Origin of the sequence: Micromonospora sagamiensis (assembly GCF_014680085.1) — a bacterium.
GTDB classification, from domain to species: domain Bacteria; phylum Actinomycetota; class Actinomycetes; order Mycobacteriales; family Micromonosporaceae; genus Micromonospora; species Micromonospora inyonensis.
The window spans coordinates 3,222,271-3,235,696 of the sequence record NZ_AP023438.1; the positions used below are offsets into that span (position 1 = coordinate 3,222,271).

Here is a 13,426-nt window from a genome sequence, read left to right on the forward strand (position 1 = left end):
CCGAGCCTAGTACTCGATCGTCTCTGGAGCGCCTCCCGCGCACGCCACGGATCAGGGACGTCAGCGCGGGTTCGGCCGGGCTTTCGTGGGAGGATCGCGCCGTGCCGTCGCTCTTCGCTTCATATCTGCGTGTGTACGAGCCGCTGACCGCGTTCGACCGGGACCGCCAGGCGTACTGGCGCCGGTACGTGCAGGAGGGCCGGGCGGTGGCCCCGCAGGAGGGACCGGTCCGGCAGCGGACGGCCGTGATCGAGGCGCTCGGCGCGGGCTGGACCCGCCTGCCCGACCTGCCCGACGAGGCGTATGTGCTGGAGACCGGTGAGACGATGCTGGTCTGCCCGTGGAACCTGCGGATCCGGGTGGCCGAGGCGGCGCTGAGCGCGCGCGAGGGCGTGCCGGCGGTGCTCGCCGACGCGTTCGTCCCGGCGGTGCTGGCCGGTCAGGCGAAGGCCGTGGTGGAGGACTGGCGCAGCGGCGCCCGGGTGCTGGAGCACGGGGTGCCCCGGCTGCACGAGCAGATCTCCACCTGGGGCGTGCCGCTGCGCTGGTTCGTCCTCGTCGATCCGGAGGAGCGGGAGCTGGACGTCGCGCCGGAGCGCCGGGTGCTGCGCTATCGGACGGAGATGTCCAAGGCCCGCCGACGGTCCTCACGGGCCCTGTCGGTGCTGCGCAAGTCGGTGGGGGAGGTCCCGATCACCCAGGCCGTCGAGGAGGCCGCCCGCTGGTTGGAGGAGTTCCACCCCCGGTCGGTGGTGGAACTGGACTACGGCGGTCTGGTGGACCTGCTTCCGGAGGACACGCTCCGGGCGGACGACTCGCCGGCCCTGGTCGCGACCGGCCTCGCCGGGCTGGCCCGGGGCGAGGCCGAGGAGGCTTCGGCGGCGTACGACAAGCTCGTTGCCCGGTGGCGGGCGGTTCAGCTCCAGGAAAGGTGCAATTAGCGCCAAACATCGCAAGACATGCCAGTAACGGGAGCGTACTTCGTAGTTGGCGCATCACGAACCGTGATCATGAGTCCGAATAAGGTAGATTCTGCCCCGCAAAAGACGTATAAATCGGGCATGGTTCATCCGTCCGTCTAGGGACCTTCGGCCGTTCGGCCCATGTCGGACATCGGGGACTAGCCGGACCATGGGAGACGCGTCGGCCGGCGGGACCCCGGCCGATGTCTATACACGTGGAGGAGTGACCGATGGCATCGCGAACGCACGAACCAGAGCCGCTGCTCACACCGGCCGAGGTGGCGTCGATGTTCCGTGTCGACCCGAAGACCGTGACCCGGTGGGCGAAGGCGGGCAAGCTCAGTGCGATCCGCACCTTGGGCGGGCACCGTCGTTACCGCGAGTCAGAGGTGCGCGCCCTGCTCCAGGGGCAGATTCCCCAGCAACGCCAGGGGGACTGACCCGGGCGGCGCAGAGACGTTCCGGATGAGGGGCGGCGGACAAGGGTCCGCCGCCCCTCATCATGTCCGGGCCCGGGCGGGCCGGAGCGGCGTCCGGCCGACCGGCACCCGTGCGCCCGCGATGCCCTGCTCAGCCCAGGGTCACCCGCACGCCCACCGTGCCCTGGTCACCCCGGCGCAACCGGCTGCCGAGCAGGGTCAGCCGGCCCAACAGCCGGTACTTCTGCTTGAGCAGGCTCCGGATCCGCCGGGTCTCGGTCGGGCCGCAGAGGGCCGCCTGCCCCTTGACCGCCGGACCGTGCGGACGTCCCCGGACGTCGCACGGCGCGACCGTCACCGTCGGGTTCCGCCGGATCCGCTTGACCTTGCCGGAATCGGCGACCGTCCAGACGGCCAGGGCGTCCCCGTCGCGTACCGCCCAGACCGGGGTGGGCACCGCGCGACCGTCCCGCCGGTACGTGGTGAGCAGGACGTACTTCTCCGCCGCCAGGTCGTCGAGATCAGTCACGCCGTCACGATACGGCCGGTCGGCCCGCCCGGTACGCCGGATAGCGTGCAGCCTATGGGTGGCGAACCACGGCTCGGCGACGTCTTCGGCTCGATGATCAGGGACGCGTACGCGGTTCAGACGGGCATCGGGACCCGACCGCTGGCCGGTGGGCGGTTGCCGCGCCCGGTCACCGAGATCATCGAGCGGGACGACGGGCTGATCAACGGCGCGCCGTCCGCGCACTACTTCGCCGGCCCGCAGGACTGGGAGCCGTACGACCACCGGGCGGTGGCCCGGGTCCGGGGCGCGACGCTGGACGTCGGGGTCGGCGCGGGCCGGATCGCGCTGTTCCTCCAGGAGCGGGGGACCCCGGTCACCGGCCTGGACACCTCGGCCGGGGCCCTGGCGGTGTGCCGCCGACGCGGCGTGCGGGACCTGGTGCACGCCACGGTCGACGCGCACGTCGCCGACGGGCGGCGGTACGACACGTTCCTCCTGCTCGGCAACAACCTCGGGCTGATCGAGGGGGCGGAACGGGCGCCCGCCTTCCTGGCCGTGCTGGCCGCGATGGCCCGGCCGGGGGCCCAGGTGATCGCCCAGGGCACCGATCCGTACGGCACCCGGGATCCGGTGCACACCGGCTACCACGAGCGGAACCGGCGGCAGGGGCGGCTCGGCGGCCAGCTACGGCTGCGGCTGCGCTACCGGGAACTCGGCACCGAATGGTTCGACTACCTGGTCTGCTCCATCGAGGAGCTGGCCACCCTGGTCGAGGGCACGCCCTGGCGGCTGGTCGACGTCGACGACCGTGACGCCCCGTACTACCTGGCCTTCCTCCGGCTCGCCGGCTGAGGTGGTTGCAGGGGTCCCCTCCTCATCAAAAAGCGGTAACAGGGGGCCCCTGCTTACACCTCAGGCTTGCACCTCAGACCTGGACGGTCGGGGGGAGCTGCCGGGGCGGCAGGCCGCCGTCGCCGTCCACGACCTCGTCCGGGGTGCCGTCCTCGTCGATGTCGACCATGGTGATGTCGACCTTGCCGTCGTGGTCGGTGTCGAACTGGAACAGGTCGGCCCGGCCGTCCCCGTCGGTGTCGATCACCCAGACGTCGGTGCGCCCGTCGTTGTTGGTGTCCGCGCGGAGCAGTTCCACCCGCTGGTCACCCCGGGTCTCGACCGTCTCCGGCGTGTTTGCGGTCGCCTCGTTCATCGATCGTCCCTCCGTCGGTTGCCGGCCGCAGTACCCGGTTTCCGCCGCCCCCACGCATGCGATGCGGATCGCGGCTGCATAGGGTCGCCACATGAACGATCGTTTCGTCGTCGTCGGAGCCGGCACCATGGGGCTCGGCATCGCGTACGTGGCGGCCGGGGCGGGGCACGCCGTCGAACTGGTGGAGGTGGATCCGGGCCGGGCCGCCGACGCCCCGGCACGGCTGGCGTCGCTCTGGGACCGGGCGGTCCAGCGCGGGAAACTCGGTGCCGACGAGGCGGCGGCGAACCGGGAGCGGCTGGTGGTGCGTACCGCGCTCGCCGAGGTGGCGCCCGAGCCCGGGGTGCTCGTGGAGGCCGTACCGGAGCGGTTGGCGCTCAAGCGGGCGGTGCTCGCCGAGGCGGAGGCGCTGCGACCGGTGCTGCTGGGCAGCAACACCTCCAGCATCTCGATCGGCGAGCTGGCCGCCGGCCTGGCGCAGCCGGAGCGCTTCCTGGGGCTGCACTTCTTCAATCCGGTCTGGGCGATGGCGCTGCTGGAGGTCGTGGTCGGCCCGGCCACCGCGCCGGAGACCACCGAAGCGGCCGTCGCGCTCGCCCGCCGGCTGGGCAAGGACCCCGTCGTGGTACGCGACATGCCCGGCTTCGCCACCTCCCGGCTCGGGGTGGCCCTCGGGCTGGAGGCGATCCGGATGGTGGCCGACGGGGTGGCCAGCCCGGCCGACATCGACAAGGCGATGGTGCTCGGCTACCGGCACCCGGTGGGGCCGCTGGAACTGACCGACATCGTCGGCCTCGACGTGCGGCTGGACATCGCCCGCACTCTCCAGGCCGCGTACGGGGACCGCTTCGCGCCGCCCGCGTTGCTGGCGGAGATGGTCGCCCAGGGCCGCCTGGGCAAGAAGTCCGGTCAGGGCTTCTACCGCTGGGTGGAGGGGAAGCGCGCGTGAGCCTGCGGATCGAGGAGCGGCCGGACCGGCTGGTGGTGACGCTGGACCGGCCGGAGAAGCGAAACGCCATCGACGCCGAGCTGATCAGCCAGCTGCACGAGGTCTGCGCCGAGTTGGAGGCGCGGCCCCGGTTGCTGCTGCTGACCGGCGGCGTCGACGGGATCTTCGCCGGTGGCGCGGACATCGGCCAGCTCCGGGAGCGGGGCCGGCTGGACGCGCTCGCCGCGATCAACTCGGCGGCCTTCGCCCGGATCCGGGCCCTGCCGATGCCGACCGTGGCGGCCGTGGACGGGCCGGCGCTCGGCGGTGGCGCGGAGCTGGCGTACGCCTGTGACCTGCGGGTGTGCACGGCGCGTGCGGTGTTCGGCCAGCCGGAGGTGCGGCTGGGGATCCTGGCCGGCGCGGGCGCGACCCACCGGTTGCCGGCGCTGGTCGGCGAGGCGCGGGCCAAGGAGCTGCTCTTCACCGGCCGGCGGGTGGACGCGGAAGAGGCGCTGCGGATCGGACTGGTCAACCGGGTGGTGCCGGAGCCGGACGGGCTGCTGGACTGCGCGCACGAGCTGCTCGACGAGATGGCGAAGGGCTCGGCGCTGGCACTGCGGCTGACCAAGCTGGCGGTCGACGCGCCGGCTGCGGCGCACCCGCACCTGGACCTGGTCAGCCAGGCGGTGCTCTTCGAGGACGACGAGAAGTACCGGCGGATGACCGACTTCCTGGAACGGCGGCGGCCACGGTAGACGCGGGGGTGGGGGCGATGTCCGCCCCCACCGTCACTGCTGGATCCGTACGCCCGCCTCGTCGAGGGCGACGATCACCGCCGCCGACTCGGCGTAACCGATGAGCAGTACGGCGTCCGCGCCGAACTCCTTGATCTCCCGAGCGCCCCGGCTGAAGTCGACCGGCGGGGAGTCCGCGTTCGCCGGGGGCTCGTAGGTGAGCAGCTTGACCTTGTCGCTGCCGAGACCGGCCCGCTCCAGTTCGGTGCGGACGTAGCCCTGGAGGCCCTCGCCGTAGGAGTCCTTCCGGGCGACCAGGGCGACCTTGCGCGGCCCGTCGCGGAGGATGACGTCGGCGAGTGCCCGGCCCTGGAGGCTGTCCGGCGGGGCGGTGCGGAAGTAGAGGCCGTTGTCCTCGATGGTGGTCAGGCTGGCGTCGGTGTTCGCCGGGGAGAACATCACCAGACCGGCGGCCACCACGTCCGGCAGGATCGCCTTGGACACGCCGGACGCGCCCGCGCCGATGATGACGTGGACGTTCTTCCTGACGTGGGAGGCCAGGGTGGCCCGGGCGATGTCGGGGTTGGTGCCGTCGTCGCCCTCGATCCAGACCACCGGCTCGCCGAGCACGCCACCGGCGGCGTTGATCTCCTTCACCGCCAGGGCAGCCGCGGCGGCCTGCGGCGGGTAGGCCAGCGAAAGCGCCCCGGTGCGCGGCATCAGACCGCCCAGGGTCAGCGGGGCGCCGGCCTTGCCGCGCGGCTTACGCGCCTTCGGCGGGGCCTTGGTGCTGGCTGTGGAGTCGTCACCGGCGCCGACGAACTCGGTCTTGGCGTCGTTGAGCTTCTGGTCGTCGAAGTGCAGGGTGCCGTAGCTGGCGGTGGCCGGCTCCCCGGCGTCGGTGAACCCCGCCCGGGTGAGCGAGATGCCCCGGTACTCGATGTCCTGTCCGGTCCGGGCGAGCTTCAGGCAGCCGACCGCGTCCTCGCAGCGCTGGCCTTCGTTCGTCACGCCGACGATCTGCTTGGCGATGGCGGCGGGGGCGGTGGTGCCGGCGAGCTGGGCGGCGAGGGCGCTGATCATCACCGCGTCGTACGCCTCGGCGGCGTAGAGGTAGTCCCGCAGTTCCGGGTCGACCGCGCGCAGCCGTGCCTTGAAGTCCTCCGGCAGCGGGGTCATCGGTGTGGTGCCCTTCATCCCGTCCACGAGATGGGCACGGTCCTTCAGCTCGCGGGGGAACGTGTTCAGCATGTTGCCGTCGTTGCCGTACAGGCGCACCTGGTGGCCCTGGGTGTCGGCCTCCCCGGACTGCTCCGTCCCGCAGGCGCCGGCGGAGAGCAGGAGCGCCACGCATGCCGCCAACGTGGCGACTCGCGAGCGACGTGATACGAGCATGATCGTCGTCCCCCTCAGGCGAAGGTCCGCTGCGCACATTAGCGTGCGTTGCGGATCGGTGGGACCGTGAGGCCGGATCGATGCCGGGGCCGGCGAGGGCGACCACGTACCGTGGTCCCTCGGTCGACACTGGGTGGCGATCACTTGACGCAGTCCCGTACTGTTCGCCGCGTGACCGACTTGCCCCAACAGACGCGTGACGACGCGGCAGCCGTCCTGCACTCTGCCCTCGCCGGCGATGGCGACGCCGTGGTGGGAACCTTCGACGCCGTGGTCGACCGGTCCGGTGTGGCCGGGGCGTACGGGGTGGCCTGGTGTCTCGCCGCGACGATGGTCGGGGACGACGTGCCCGCCGGCACCGCTGCCCTCGACTTTCCCGGCATCGACCAGGCCAACTACGACACCCGCTGGGTGGCCCGTTTCCTCAGCGCGTACGCCAACCGCGACCCGGAGACCGGCGAGGCGCTCTTCGGTGCCGCGATCGCCGACGGGCTGCTCCCCGACTGCCTGCTCACGCTGGCCGGTTCGGCGGTGGCCACCCTCTACGGCCCGAAGCGCCCGCCCGCCGGTCAGTAGGCGTGGTAGGCCACCAGCGGCTCGTACTGGTAGTAGCTGTTCGAGAAGCGGACCTTGAAGTTCACCCCGTCCCGGACGTTGGTGGCGATCGTCGTCCAGCCGGAGTTGGCCGGTAGGTACGTCCAGTAGTTGCAGTTGCTGGTGCGGTCGATGAAGATCACGCAGGCCTGGGTGCTGAAGGCGCTGGCGTTGCGGACGTTGATGTCGACGCACCGGCTGCTGGTCCGGTACGGGCCGGCCTGCCCGCCCCAGCCGCCGGTCTGGAAGTAGGACCGGCTCGTGGTGCCGTAGCAGGTCGCCTGGCTACCGAGGTTGGTGGCGGAGGCGTCGCGCGGGCCGGCGGTGGTGGCCTGGGCGGGTGCGGCGATGGCCAGCAACGTGACCGTCGTCGCGGTGGCCAGCAGGGGAGCGACCGGTGGTTTCATGGGCTTCTCCAACCGTGTACTGACCGCTGGAGGTCGATCCTTCGCGGACCGTGACGATGGTACTGATCAATGCGCTGCTCCGCTGTCCCCGCCAGCCGCACCGCGTCCACGTCCAGCTCCGGTCGACGCCGGATACCGGAACCGGCCACCGACCCGGTGCGGCCCGGCTCCGCGCCGGACGGTGTGGTAGCTGTGGTGGCATGTCCGACGCCATGCTCAGCAAGGTGCGCAAGCTGCTCGCCAAGGCGGAGGACCCGGCCTGCACCCCCGCCGAGTCGGCCGCGCTGACCGCCAAGGCGACCGAGTTGATCGCCCGCTACGGGGTCGACCGGGCGTTGCTCGCCGCCCGCGACCCGGCCACCGACCCGGTCGGCGACCGGGTGGTGGACGTCCTCGCCCCGTACGCCCGGGACAAGGCCGGTCTGCTCGCGGCGGTGGCCGACCCGCTGCGCTGCCGCTGCGTGCGGCGGCGCGAGGGCAGCGGATTCACCATGCACCTGTTCGGGTTCGCCAGCGACCTGGAGCGGGTCGACCTGCTCTTCACGTCCCTGCTGGTGCAGGCCGCGCACGGCCTGGCCGGCACGCCCGTGCCGGCCGGTGCCCACCCGGCCGCCTTCCGCCGTTCCTGGCTGGCCGGGTTCGCGCAGGTGGTCGGGGAGCGGTTGCGAGCGGCCGAGGCGGCGGCGGTGGAGGTCGCGGCGGCGGACGGCCCCTCGGTGGCGCTGGTACTGGTGGACCGGTCGGACCGGGTGCGGCGGCGACTCGACGAGGTGTATCCCCGGCTGCGGACCGCCGCGCCCCGGCGGCTGGCCGGCACCGGCTACTCCGCCGGAGCGGACGCGGGGCGCCGGGCCGAGCTGGGCGGACGGACGGTCGGCGGGTCACCCCGCCGCGCGCTCGGGGGCCGTTGAGGCGGCCCGGCGGGTCAGGCCGGGTGCGGACGGCGGCGGACGGAGTGCAGGTAGCGGGTGAGCATGTCCTGCCATCCCTCGGTCATCGCCTGCCGGTAACCCTCCGCGGCGGTGCCGTGCCGGTCGAACTTCCGGTGCTCGACGGTGACCCGGGTCCGTGCCGGGCCGTCGGCCTCGACGTTCACCTCGACCTCGCTGGCCTTCGACGGGTCCGGCACGGGAACCCGGTCCGGGCCGATCTGCCAGACGAAGACCAGCCGGCGGGGCGGATCCCAGGTGAGGACCCGGCCCCAGTCGGCCCGGAAGCCGTGCGGACCGATCTCGTAGAGCATGCCGCCGGGGCGGGGCTCGATGCCCAACTCGGTGAGGAAGTCCGGCCCGGACCAGGTGTACTCGGCGACCCACCAACTGGTCAGGTCGGTGAAGGCGGCGAACGCCTCCTCCGGTGAGGCGGGGACGACAAGAGTGCTGCGAAGGGAGAAACGGTCGACGTCCTGATGGACGGCGTCCGGCTCAGCGATCTCCTGCCCCATAGGCCCGGACCCTACCGGCTGCCGCCTCGACGTGCAGCGACCTTAGTTCGTCGGGCGGCGCGGGATGGCCTCGCGAAATCCGGATAAAAACCAACAAGAATCGTCGCCCCACGCTGTCCCGTAGGTGATCACCTCCGTCGATCACAAGTACGTAAACCACCGTCCGGGCGGGTCCGTCAGGTGATCGTGGGACTGCGACGCTCGATGAGGGTGACGTCCCGCCAGACACCGTGGTGGCGGCCGATGCGCTGGCGGGTGCCGACGGTACGGAAGCCGCAGGAGGCGTGCAGGGCGAGGCTGGCGGTGTTCTCCGGGAACACGCCGGACTGGATGGTCCAGATCCCGGCCTGCTCGGTCGAGGTGATCAGGGCCTGGAGCAGGCCCTGACCGACTCCCCGGCCCCGGGTGTCGGGGTGGACGTAGACGGAGTGTTCGACGACGCCGGCGTAGACGCACCGGTCGGACACCGCCGAGCAGGCGGTCCACCCCAGGACGTCGCCGCTCTGGTCGACGGCCACCCAGCGGTGGCCCGGCATGCGGGTGGCGGTGAAGCTCTCCCAGGTCGGTGGCTCGGTCTCGAAGGTCGCGTTTCCGGTGGCGATGCCGAGACGGTATATCTCCAGGACCGCGAGGGCGTGCCCGTCGCCCATGGCCGTGATCGTGATGCCCCCGGCGGCGGTCGTCCCGGTGGCGTTCACGCGACGGTCTCGTCGGCCCTGGCGGGCAGTTGCAGCAGGACGCCGAGTTGGCGGAACGCCTCCGGCTTCACCCGGTACCAGACCCAGGTGCCGCGTCGGTCGGCGTCGACCAGGCCGGCTTCCCGGAGCACCTTCAGGTGGTGGGAGATGGTCGGCCCGGACAGCTCGAACGCGGGGGTCAGATCGCAGACGCAGACCTCGGGCGCCGAGGCGATCATCGACATCAGTCGCAGCCGGACCGGGTCGCCCAGGGCCTTGAACATCGGCGCCACGGTCTCCGCCTCGCCGGCGTCCAGTGGACGTACGGCGATCGGCGGGCAGCAGGCCACCGCCCGCAGGTCCACCACCGGCAACGCTTGTTTCGACATGCGCCTAGGTTGACAGATATCGAAACAGGGTGCAACAGTTGGCTTGCTTCGAAAAGTATCTAGGCAAGGGTGGTGGTGACCCGGCTGCTGCGCCGGCCGTCGCTCCGCCGTGCCGATGCCGATGCAACCGCACGCCGCGCTGACCCCAGCGCGCGTCCGTCGACCAACCAGGAGGAGAACCATGTCCCGTGTCCAGCTCGCCCTGCGCGTGTCCGACCTCGAAGGCTCCGTCGCCTTCTACTCGAAGCTGTTCGGCACCGAGCCGGCCAAGCGTCGCCCCGGCTACGCCAACTTCGCCATCGAGAACCCACCGCTGAAGCTCGTCCTGCTCGAAGGCGAACCCGACCAGCCGACCGTCATGGACCACCTGGGCGTCGAGGTGTTCAGCACCGACGAGGTCAACGCCGCCACCCGGCGCCTCACCGACGCCGGCCTCGTCACCCTGGAGGAGAACAGCACCGAATGCTGCTATGCCCTCCAGGACAAGGTCTGGGTGCGTGGCCCCGGCAACGAGCCCTGGGAGGTCTACACCGTCAAGGCAGACTCCCCCCAGGCGGAGAAGGCCATCCCGAGCGCCTGCTGCACCCCGGCCGCCGAGCAGGAGCCCGCAGCCAGCGGCGCCGCCGCGAACTGCTGCTGACCGGGTCGCGTGCGCGCCCGTCCCGGTCCCGAGCGGGCGCGCACGCCCGGGCGTCGTGAGGGCCGTGCGGCGCTCGCGGCAACGGTGCGGCCCTCACGGGGCGTCCGGCGCTCGCGGTGGCGGTGCGGCCGACCCGACTACGCCTTCCGGTCGGAGCAGCAGCCGTCGGTGCAGCCTGCGGGTTGGCCGGTGACGGCGGTGTCGACGGGCAGCGGGGCGCAGTCGTCACAGTGCTCGCCGCGCCAGGCTTCCAGGCCCTCCTTCACCGCTACCCCGGCGATGACGAGCGCGGCGATCGGATCGGCCCAGGACCAGCCGAGGACGGCGTTGAGGAGCAGACCGACGAGGAGTACCGCCGACAGATAGGTGCACAGCATGGTCTGCGTGGAGTCGGCCATGACCGTTGCCGAGCCGAGTTCGCGACCGGTGCGCCGCTTCGCCCGTACGAGCAGTGGCATCACGATCAGCGACGCCACGGCCAGGCCGATGCCGACCGGACTGGCGTCGGCGTCCCCGGCGGTCAGCAGCGACCGTAGGGCATCGAACGTCACCCACGCGGCCAGGGCGAAGAAGGAGACCCCGATCAGCCGCAGCGCCAGTCGTTCCCGGTCCTCGGGTACCCGGGAGCGGAACTGCCAGATCAGTACGGCCGCGCTGGACACCTCGACGAACGAGTCGAGACCGAAGCCGACCAGCGCCGCCGAGGAGGCCGCCGCGCCGGCGGCCATCGCCACCAGGCCCTCCACCAGGTTGTAGCCCGCCGTGGCGTACGCGAGCCGGAGACTGCGTCGCGACAGTGCCGCCCGGCGCTCCGGGGTCAGCGCGGAGACGCTCATGCGCCGACCGCCGCCGGGGAGCCGTCCGGCACGCCGTAGACCGGGCACAGGGCGACCGCCTCGCCGGTAGTGGCGAGGAGCTGTTCCGCCGAACGCAGCAGATCCAGCAGCTCCGGCCGGGTCAGCGCGTAGAACGACTGGCGACCCTCGACCCGATAGTCGATCAGCCCGCAGTCCCGGAGGCACGCGAGATGCTTCGAGACGGTCGACTGCGCCAACCCCAACTCGTCGGTCAGGTCCACGACCCGCGCCTCACCGGAGGCCAGGCGACGCACGATCGCCAACCGTGCCGGATCTCCGAGGGACCGGAACAACGCCACGGCAGGGGCGAGCCCCGGAGAACAATCAATCGCCACTAGGCGATGATAGCCGGACTGGGCGATGGAATCGTACGCGGCGACACGTTGATCCTTGACATCCCGCTGAATGATGGGCCGTGTGAGCGTGACTGACCCGGATCCGTTGTGGATCGCCGTACGCCTCGTGGTCGTCGTCCTCAGTCTGGGCATGGTGGTGTTCGGCGTCCGCGTCGCCGTGTCGCGACGGTTTCCCGTGGCCTGGGTGCGGGCTGCGCGCCTGCCGGCAAGCCAGCGGTCCCAGCCGGTCCGTATTGGCGGCGGTCAGGCGCTGATCGGCGCGAGCCTGCTGCTCCAGCAAGCACCGTTCCTCGTTCCCATGCCCTACCCGGTCGGGGCCGCACTGTTCGTGGTGGCACTGCTACTTGCTGCGGCTGGGGTGGGGTGGTTCGTCCTCCGGCGGGACTAGCCGTCAACTGCCGTCAGCGCCGTCCGTCTCGTCGAAGAAGTCGCGGGCGGAAGCGCTCCTCCCGGGGCTCGTCCTCGTCCTGGTCGCCGGACTCCGGCCACCCCTGGAAGACGCAACGCAATCACCCGTGCGATTCCTCACGGACTCACCCTGAACGCAACAGCGCCGACCGGCGTTTCCGCTGGTCGGCGCTGTGGTAGCCCGGCGAAAGGCTATGTGGCCAGGGGCGGGGTCGAACCGCCGACCTTCCGATTTTCAGTCGGACGCTCGTACCAACTGAGCTACCTGGCCGTACCCGGGTGAGTTTACCCTCCCCGACGCAGAACGCCGCGCGGTGAGACGCGGCGTCAGCGTTGGCGGTCCTGACGGGACTTGAACCCGCGACCTCCGCCTTGACAGGGCGGCGAGCACTCCAACTGCTCCACAGGACCTAGCTCGTACTGCCTCCGGCTGGGCCGGATCGTGCCCCCAACGGGATTCGAACCCGTGCTACCGCCTTGAAAGGGCGGCGTCCTGGGCCGCTAGACGATGAGGGCGGCCCCGCCATCATTGCACACTCGCAACTTCAAGCGGACTTGCTCCCATCCGGCCCCGCCGGAGGCTTGCAAAGCATACGTGATGAGCCGCCGGGCAACAAAATCGGTATCGCCCCGGCCGTAGCTTCGCCCGAAACGGCAGGTCAGAGGGGTTCAGCGCAGTCTGGTCACGCCGTACCGGCGCTTGATGTCGGCGATCAGGCCGGGACAGGCGGCCACCGTGGCGGCCCGGTTCCCGCCCCCGTCGTGCAGCAGCACCACCGAGCCGGGGCGGGTCGCGTCCTTCACCCGCGCCACGATCGTCGTGGCCGTCGGCTTCGCCCAGTCCTGCGGATCGACGTTCCAGTGCAGCGGGGTCATGCCGAGGTCCCGGGCCACCGCCACCACCTCCGGCGTCCACCGGCCGCCCGGCTGGCGGTAGAAGGGCACCTTCGCCCCGGGCACCGCCGCCCGGATCGCCCGGGTGGTGCGGTCCAGATCGGCGCGGATCTCGGCCCGGGGTCGGCCGCCCAGGTCCACGTCGTGGTGCCAGCTGTGGTTGCAGAGCTGGTGCCCCTCGCGCACGATCCGGGCCACCAGGCCGGGGTGCTTGCGGACCCGGGTACCCACCACGCAGAAGGTGGCGGTGACCCGGTGCCGACGCAACTGCTCCAGGACCTTCGGCGTCCAGACCGGGTCGGGGCCGTCGTCGAAGGTGAGCGCCACTCCCCGGGTGCCGGTGCTCCGGCGCAGCCCCGGTGGCAGTGGGGTGCGGGTCGACTTCGGGCCGGTCTTCGACGGCGACGGCGAGGGCCGCGGTACGCCGGACGGCCTCGGGGACTCCGGCGGGTCGGCGGACGGTGTCGCTCCGGCGGGCGGCGAGAAGACCGGTGCGGTCGGGCCGACGGAGCGGACCTGGGTCGCCTCGCCGCAGCCGGCGAGCAGGAGCATCAGGGCGGCACCGGCCGCAGCCAGGACGCGTGAGGTCATCGTCGTTGCT

General features: G+C 71.8%; 19 protein-coding genes and 3 tRNA genes. 9 read left to right on the forward strand and 13 right to left on the reverse strand.

The features are described from left to right. Nucleotides 1-101 precede the first annotated feature (101 nt). On the forward strand, nt 102-941 hold the full coding sequence (locus IGA62_RS14070) for a hypothetical protein (RefSeq protein WP_145820981.1): 840 nt from the start codon (nt 102-104) through the stop codon (nt 939-941). Nucleotides 942-1,192: 251 nt separating this feature from the next. Then, nucleotides 1,193-1,402 (forward strand): BldC family transcriptional regulator, encoded by a 210-nt coding sequence (locus tag IGA62_RS14075; RefSeq protein ID WP_007073996.1) that lies wholly within the window; start codon nt 1,193-1,195, stop codon nt 1,400-1,402. A 130-nt stretch (nt 1,403-1,532) separates the two neighbouring features. Here the strand turns inward: IGA62_RS14075 and IGA62_RS14080 are convergent, their stop codons facing one another. Beyond that, nucleotides 1,533-1,910, reverse strand: a complete 378-nt coding sequence (locus IGA62_RS14080) for a PPOX class F420-dependent oxidoreductase (protein ID WP_145820979.1) — start codon at nt 1,908-1,910, stop codon at nt 1,533-1,535. Between the two features lie 54 nt (nt 1,911-1,964). Here IGA62_RS14080 and IGA62_RS14085 point away from each other — a divergent pair, with 54 nt between their 5' ends. Further along, on the forward strand, nt 1,965-2,744 hold the full coding sequence (locus tag IGA62_RS14085) for a class I SAM-dependent methyltransferase (protein WP_145820977.1): 780 nt from the start codon (nt 1,965-1,967) through the stop codon (nt 2,742-2,744). A 73-nt stretch (nt 2,745-2,817) separates the two neighbouring features. On the opposite strand, the gene IGA62_RS14090 is transcribed toward IGA62_RS14085, so the two are convergent. Beyond that, the gene (locus tag IGA62_RS14090) at nt 2,818-3,099 is read right to left on the reverse strand and encodes a hypothetical protein (RefSeq protein WP_145820975.1); all 282 of its coding nucleotides are present in this window, start codon (nt 3,097-3,099) and stop codon (nt 2,818-2,820) included. A 91-nt stretch (nt 3,100-3,190) separates the two neighbouring features. Between IGA62_RS14090 and IGA62_RS14095 the strand changes: the two genes are divergently transcribed. Both IGA62_RS14095 and IGA62_RS14100 read left to right on the forward strand, forming a co-directional pair. After that, a complete protein-coding gene (locus IGA62_RS14095; RefSeq protein ID WP_145820973.1) occupies nt 3,191-4,048 on the forward strand; it encodes a 3-hydroxyacyl-CoA dehydrogenase family protein in 858 nt (285 codons plus the stop codon). Next, nucleotides 4,045-4,785, forward strand: coding sequence for an enoyl-CoA hydratase/isomerase family protein (locus IGA62_RS14100; protein ID WP_145820971.1), 741 nt, complete (start codon nt 4,045-4,047; stop codon nt 4,783-4,785). The genes IGA62_RS14095 and IGA62_RS14100 overlap by 4 nt, the downstream gene beginning before the upstream one ends. Nucleotides 4,786-4,818: 33 nt before the next feature. Here the strand turns inward: IGA62_RS14100 and IGA62_RS14105 are convergent, their stop codons facing one another. Continuing rightward, on the reverse strand, nt 4,819-6,159 hold the full coding sequence (locus tag IGA62_RS14105) for an ABC transporter substrate-binding protein (RefSeq protein ID WP_145820968.1): 1,341 nt from the start codon (nt 6,157-6,159) through the stop codon (nt 4,819-4,821). 171 nt (nt 6,160-6,330) lie between these two features. Between IGA62_RS14105 and IGA62_RS14110 the strand changes: the two genes are divergently transcribed. Further along, complete coding sequence (locus IGA62_RS14110; protein WP_145820966.1) at nt 6,331-6,735, forward strand: hypothetical protein; 405 nt, start codon at nt 6,331-6,333, stop codon at nt 6,733-6,735. On the opposite strand, the gene IGA62_RS14115 is transcribed toward IGA62_RS14110, so the two are convergent. Continuing rightward, nucleotides 6,729-7,160 (reverse strand): hypothetical protein, encoded by a 432-nt coding sequence (locus tag IGA62_RS14115; protein WP_145820964.1) that lies wholly within the window; start codon nt 7,158-7,160, stop codon nt 6,729-6,731. The genes IGA62_RS14110 and IGA62_RS14115 overlap by 7 nt on opposite strands. A 200-nt stretch (nt 7,161-7,360) precedes the next feature. Between IGA62_RS14115 and IGA62_RS14120 the strand changes: the two genes are divergently transcribed. After that, complete coding sequence (locus IGA62_RS14120; protein ID WP_145820961.1) at nt 7,361-8,071, forward strand: DUF2786 domain-containing protein; 711 nt, start codon at nt 7,361-7,363, stop codon at nt 8,069-8,071. A 14-nt stretch (nt 8,072-8,085) separates the two neighbouring features. Here IGA62_RS14120 and IGA62_RS14125 read toward each other — a convergent pair whose 3' ends face one another. The 3 genes from IGA62_RS14125 to IGA62_RS14135 form a co-directional block, all read right to left on the reverse strand. Next, entirely contained in the window at nt 8,086-8,604 is a 519-nt protein-coding gene (locus IGA62_RS14125) for an SRPBCC family protein (protein ID WP_145820959.1), read from the reverse strand. Between the two features lie 176 nt (nt 8,605-8,780). Next, a complete protein-coding gene (locus IGA62_RS14130; protein ID WP_145822237.1) occupies nt 8,781-9,254 on the reverse strand; it encodes a GNAT family N-acetyltransferase in 474 nt (157 codons plus the stop codon). A 44-nt stretch (nt 9,255-9,298) separates the two neighbouring features. Beyond that, nucleotides 9,299-9,670, reverse strand: coding sequence for an ArsR/SmtB family transcription factor (locus tag IGA62_RS14135; protein ID WP_145820956.1), 372 nt, complete (start codon nt 9,668-9,670; stop codon nt 9,299-9,301). A gap of 181 nt (nt 9,671-9,851) precedes the next feature. Between IGA62_RS14135 and IGA62_RS14140 the strand changes: the two genes are divergently transcribed. Next, the gene (locus IGA62_RS14140; protein ID WP_145820954.1) at nt 9,852-10,310 is read left to right on the forward strand and encodes an ArsI/CadI family heavy metal resistance metalloenzyme; all 459 of its coding nucleotides are present in this window, start codon (nt 9,852-9,854) and stop codon (nt 10,308-10,310) included. A 137-nt stretch (nt 10,311-10,447) separates the two neighbouring features. Here IGA62_RS14140 and IGA62_RS14145 read toward each other — a convergent pair whose 3' ends face one another. Both IGA62_RS14145 and IGA62_RS14150 read right to left on the reverse strand, forming a co-directional pair. Then, entirely contained in the window at nt 10,448-11,146 is a 699-nt protein-coding gene (locus IGA62_RS14145) for a cation diffusion facilitator family transporter (RefSeq protein WP_145820952.1), read from the reverse strand. Further along, entirely contained in the window at nt 11,143-11,502 is a 360-nt protein-coding gene (locus IGA62_RS14150; protein ID WP_145820950.1) for an ArsR/SmtB family transcription factor, read from the reverse strand. The genes IGA62_RS14145 and IGA62_RS14150 overlap by 4 nt, the downstream gene beginning before the upstream one ends. A gap of 82 nt (nt 11,503-11,584) precedes the next feature. On the opposite strand from IGA62_RS14150, the gene IGA62_RS14155 reads away from it, so the two are divergent. Beyond that, complete coding sequence (locus IGA62_RS14155) at nt 11,585-11,911, forward strand: hypothetical protein (RefSeq protein WP_145820948.1); 327 nt, start codon at nt 11,585-11,587, stop codon at nt 11,909-11,911. A 217-nt stretch (nt 11,912-12,128) separates the two neighbouring features. Here the strand turns inward: IGA62_RS14155 and IGA62_RS14160 are convergent. The 4 genes from IGA62_RS14160 to IGA62_RS14175 all read right to left on the reverse strand — a co-directional run bounded on the left by IGA62_RS14160 (nt 12,129) and on the right by IGA62_RS14175 (nt 13,416). Further along, nucleotides 12,129-12,202: transfer RNA gene (locus tag IGA62_RS14160), tRNA-Phe, on the reverse strand. Between the two features lie 63 nt (nt 12,203-12,265). Next, nucleotides 12,266-12,342: transfer RNA gene (locus IGA62_RS14165), tRNA-Asp, on the reverse strand. A 32-nt stretch (nt 12,343-12,374) separates the two neighbouring features. Then, nucleotides 12,375-12,447: transfer RNA gene (locus IGA62_RS14170), tRNA-Glu, on the reverse strand. Nucleotides 12,448-12,600: 153 nt separating this feature from the next. Continuing rightward, nucleotides 12,601-13,416: a polysaccharide deacetylase family protein gene (locus IGA62_RS14175; protein WP_145820946.1), complete on the reverse strand. Its 816-nt coding sequence runs from the start codon at nt 13,414-13,416 to the stop codon at nt 12,601-12,603. Nucleotides 13,417-13,426: the final 10 nt, after the last annotated feature.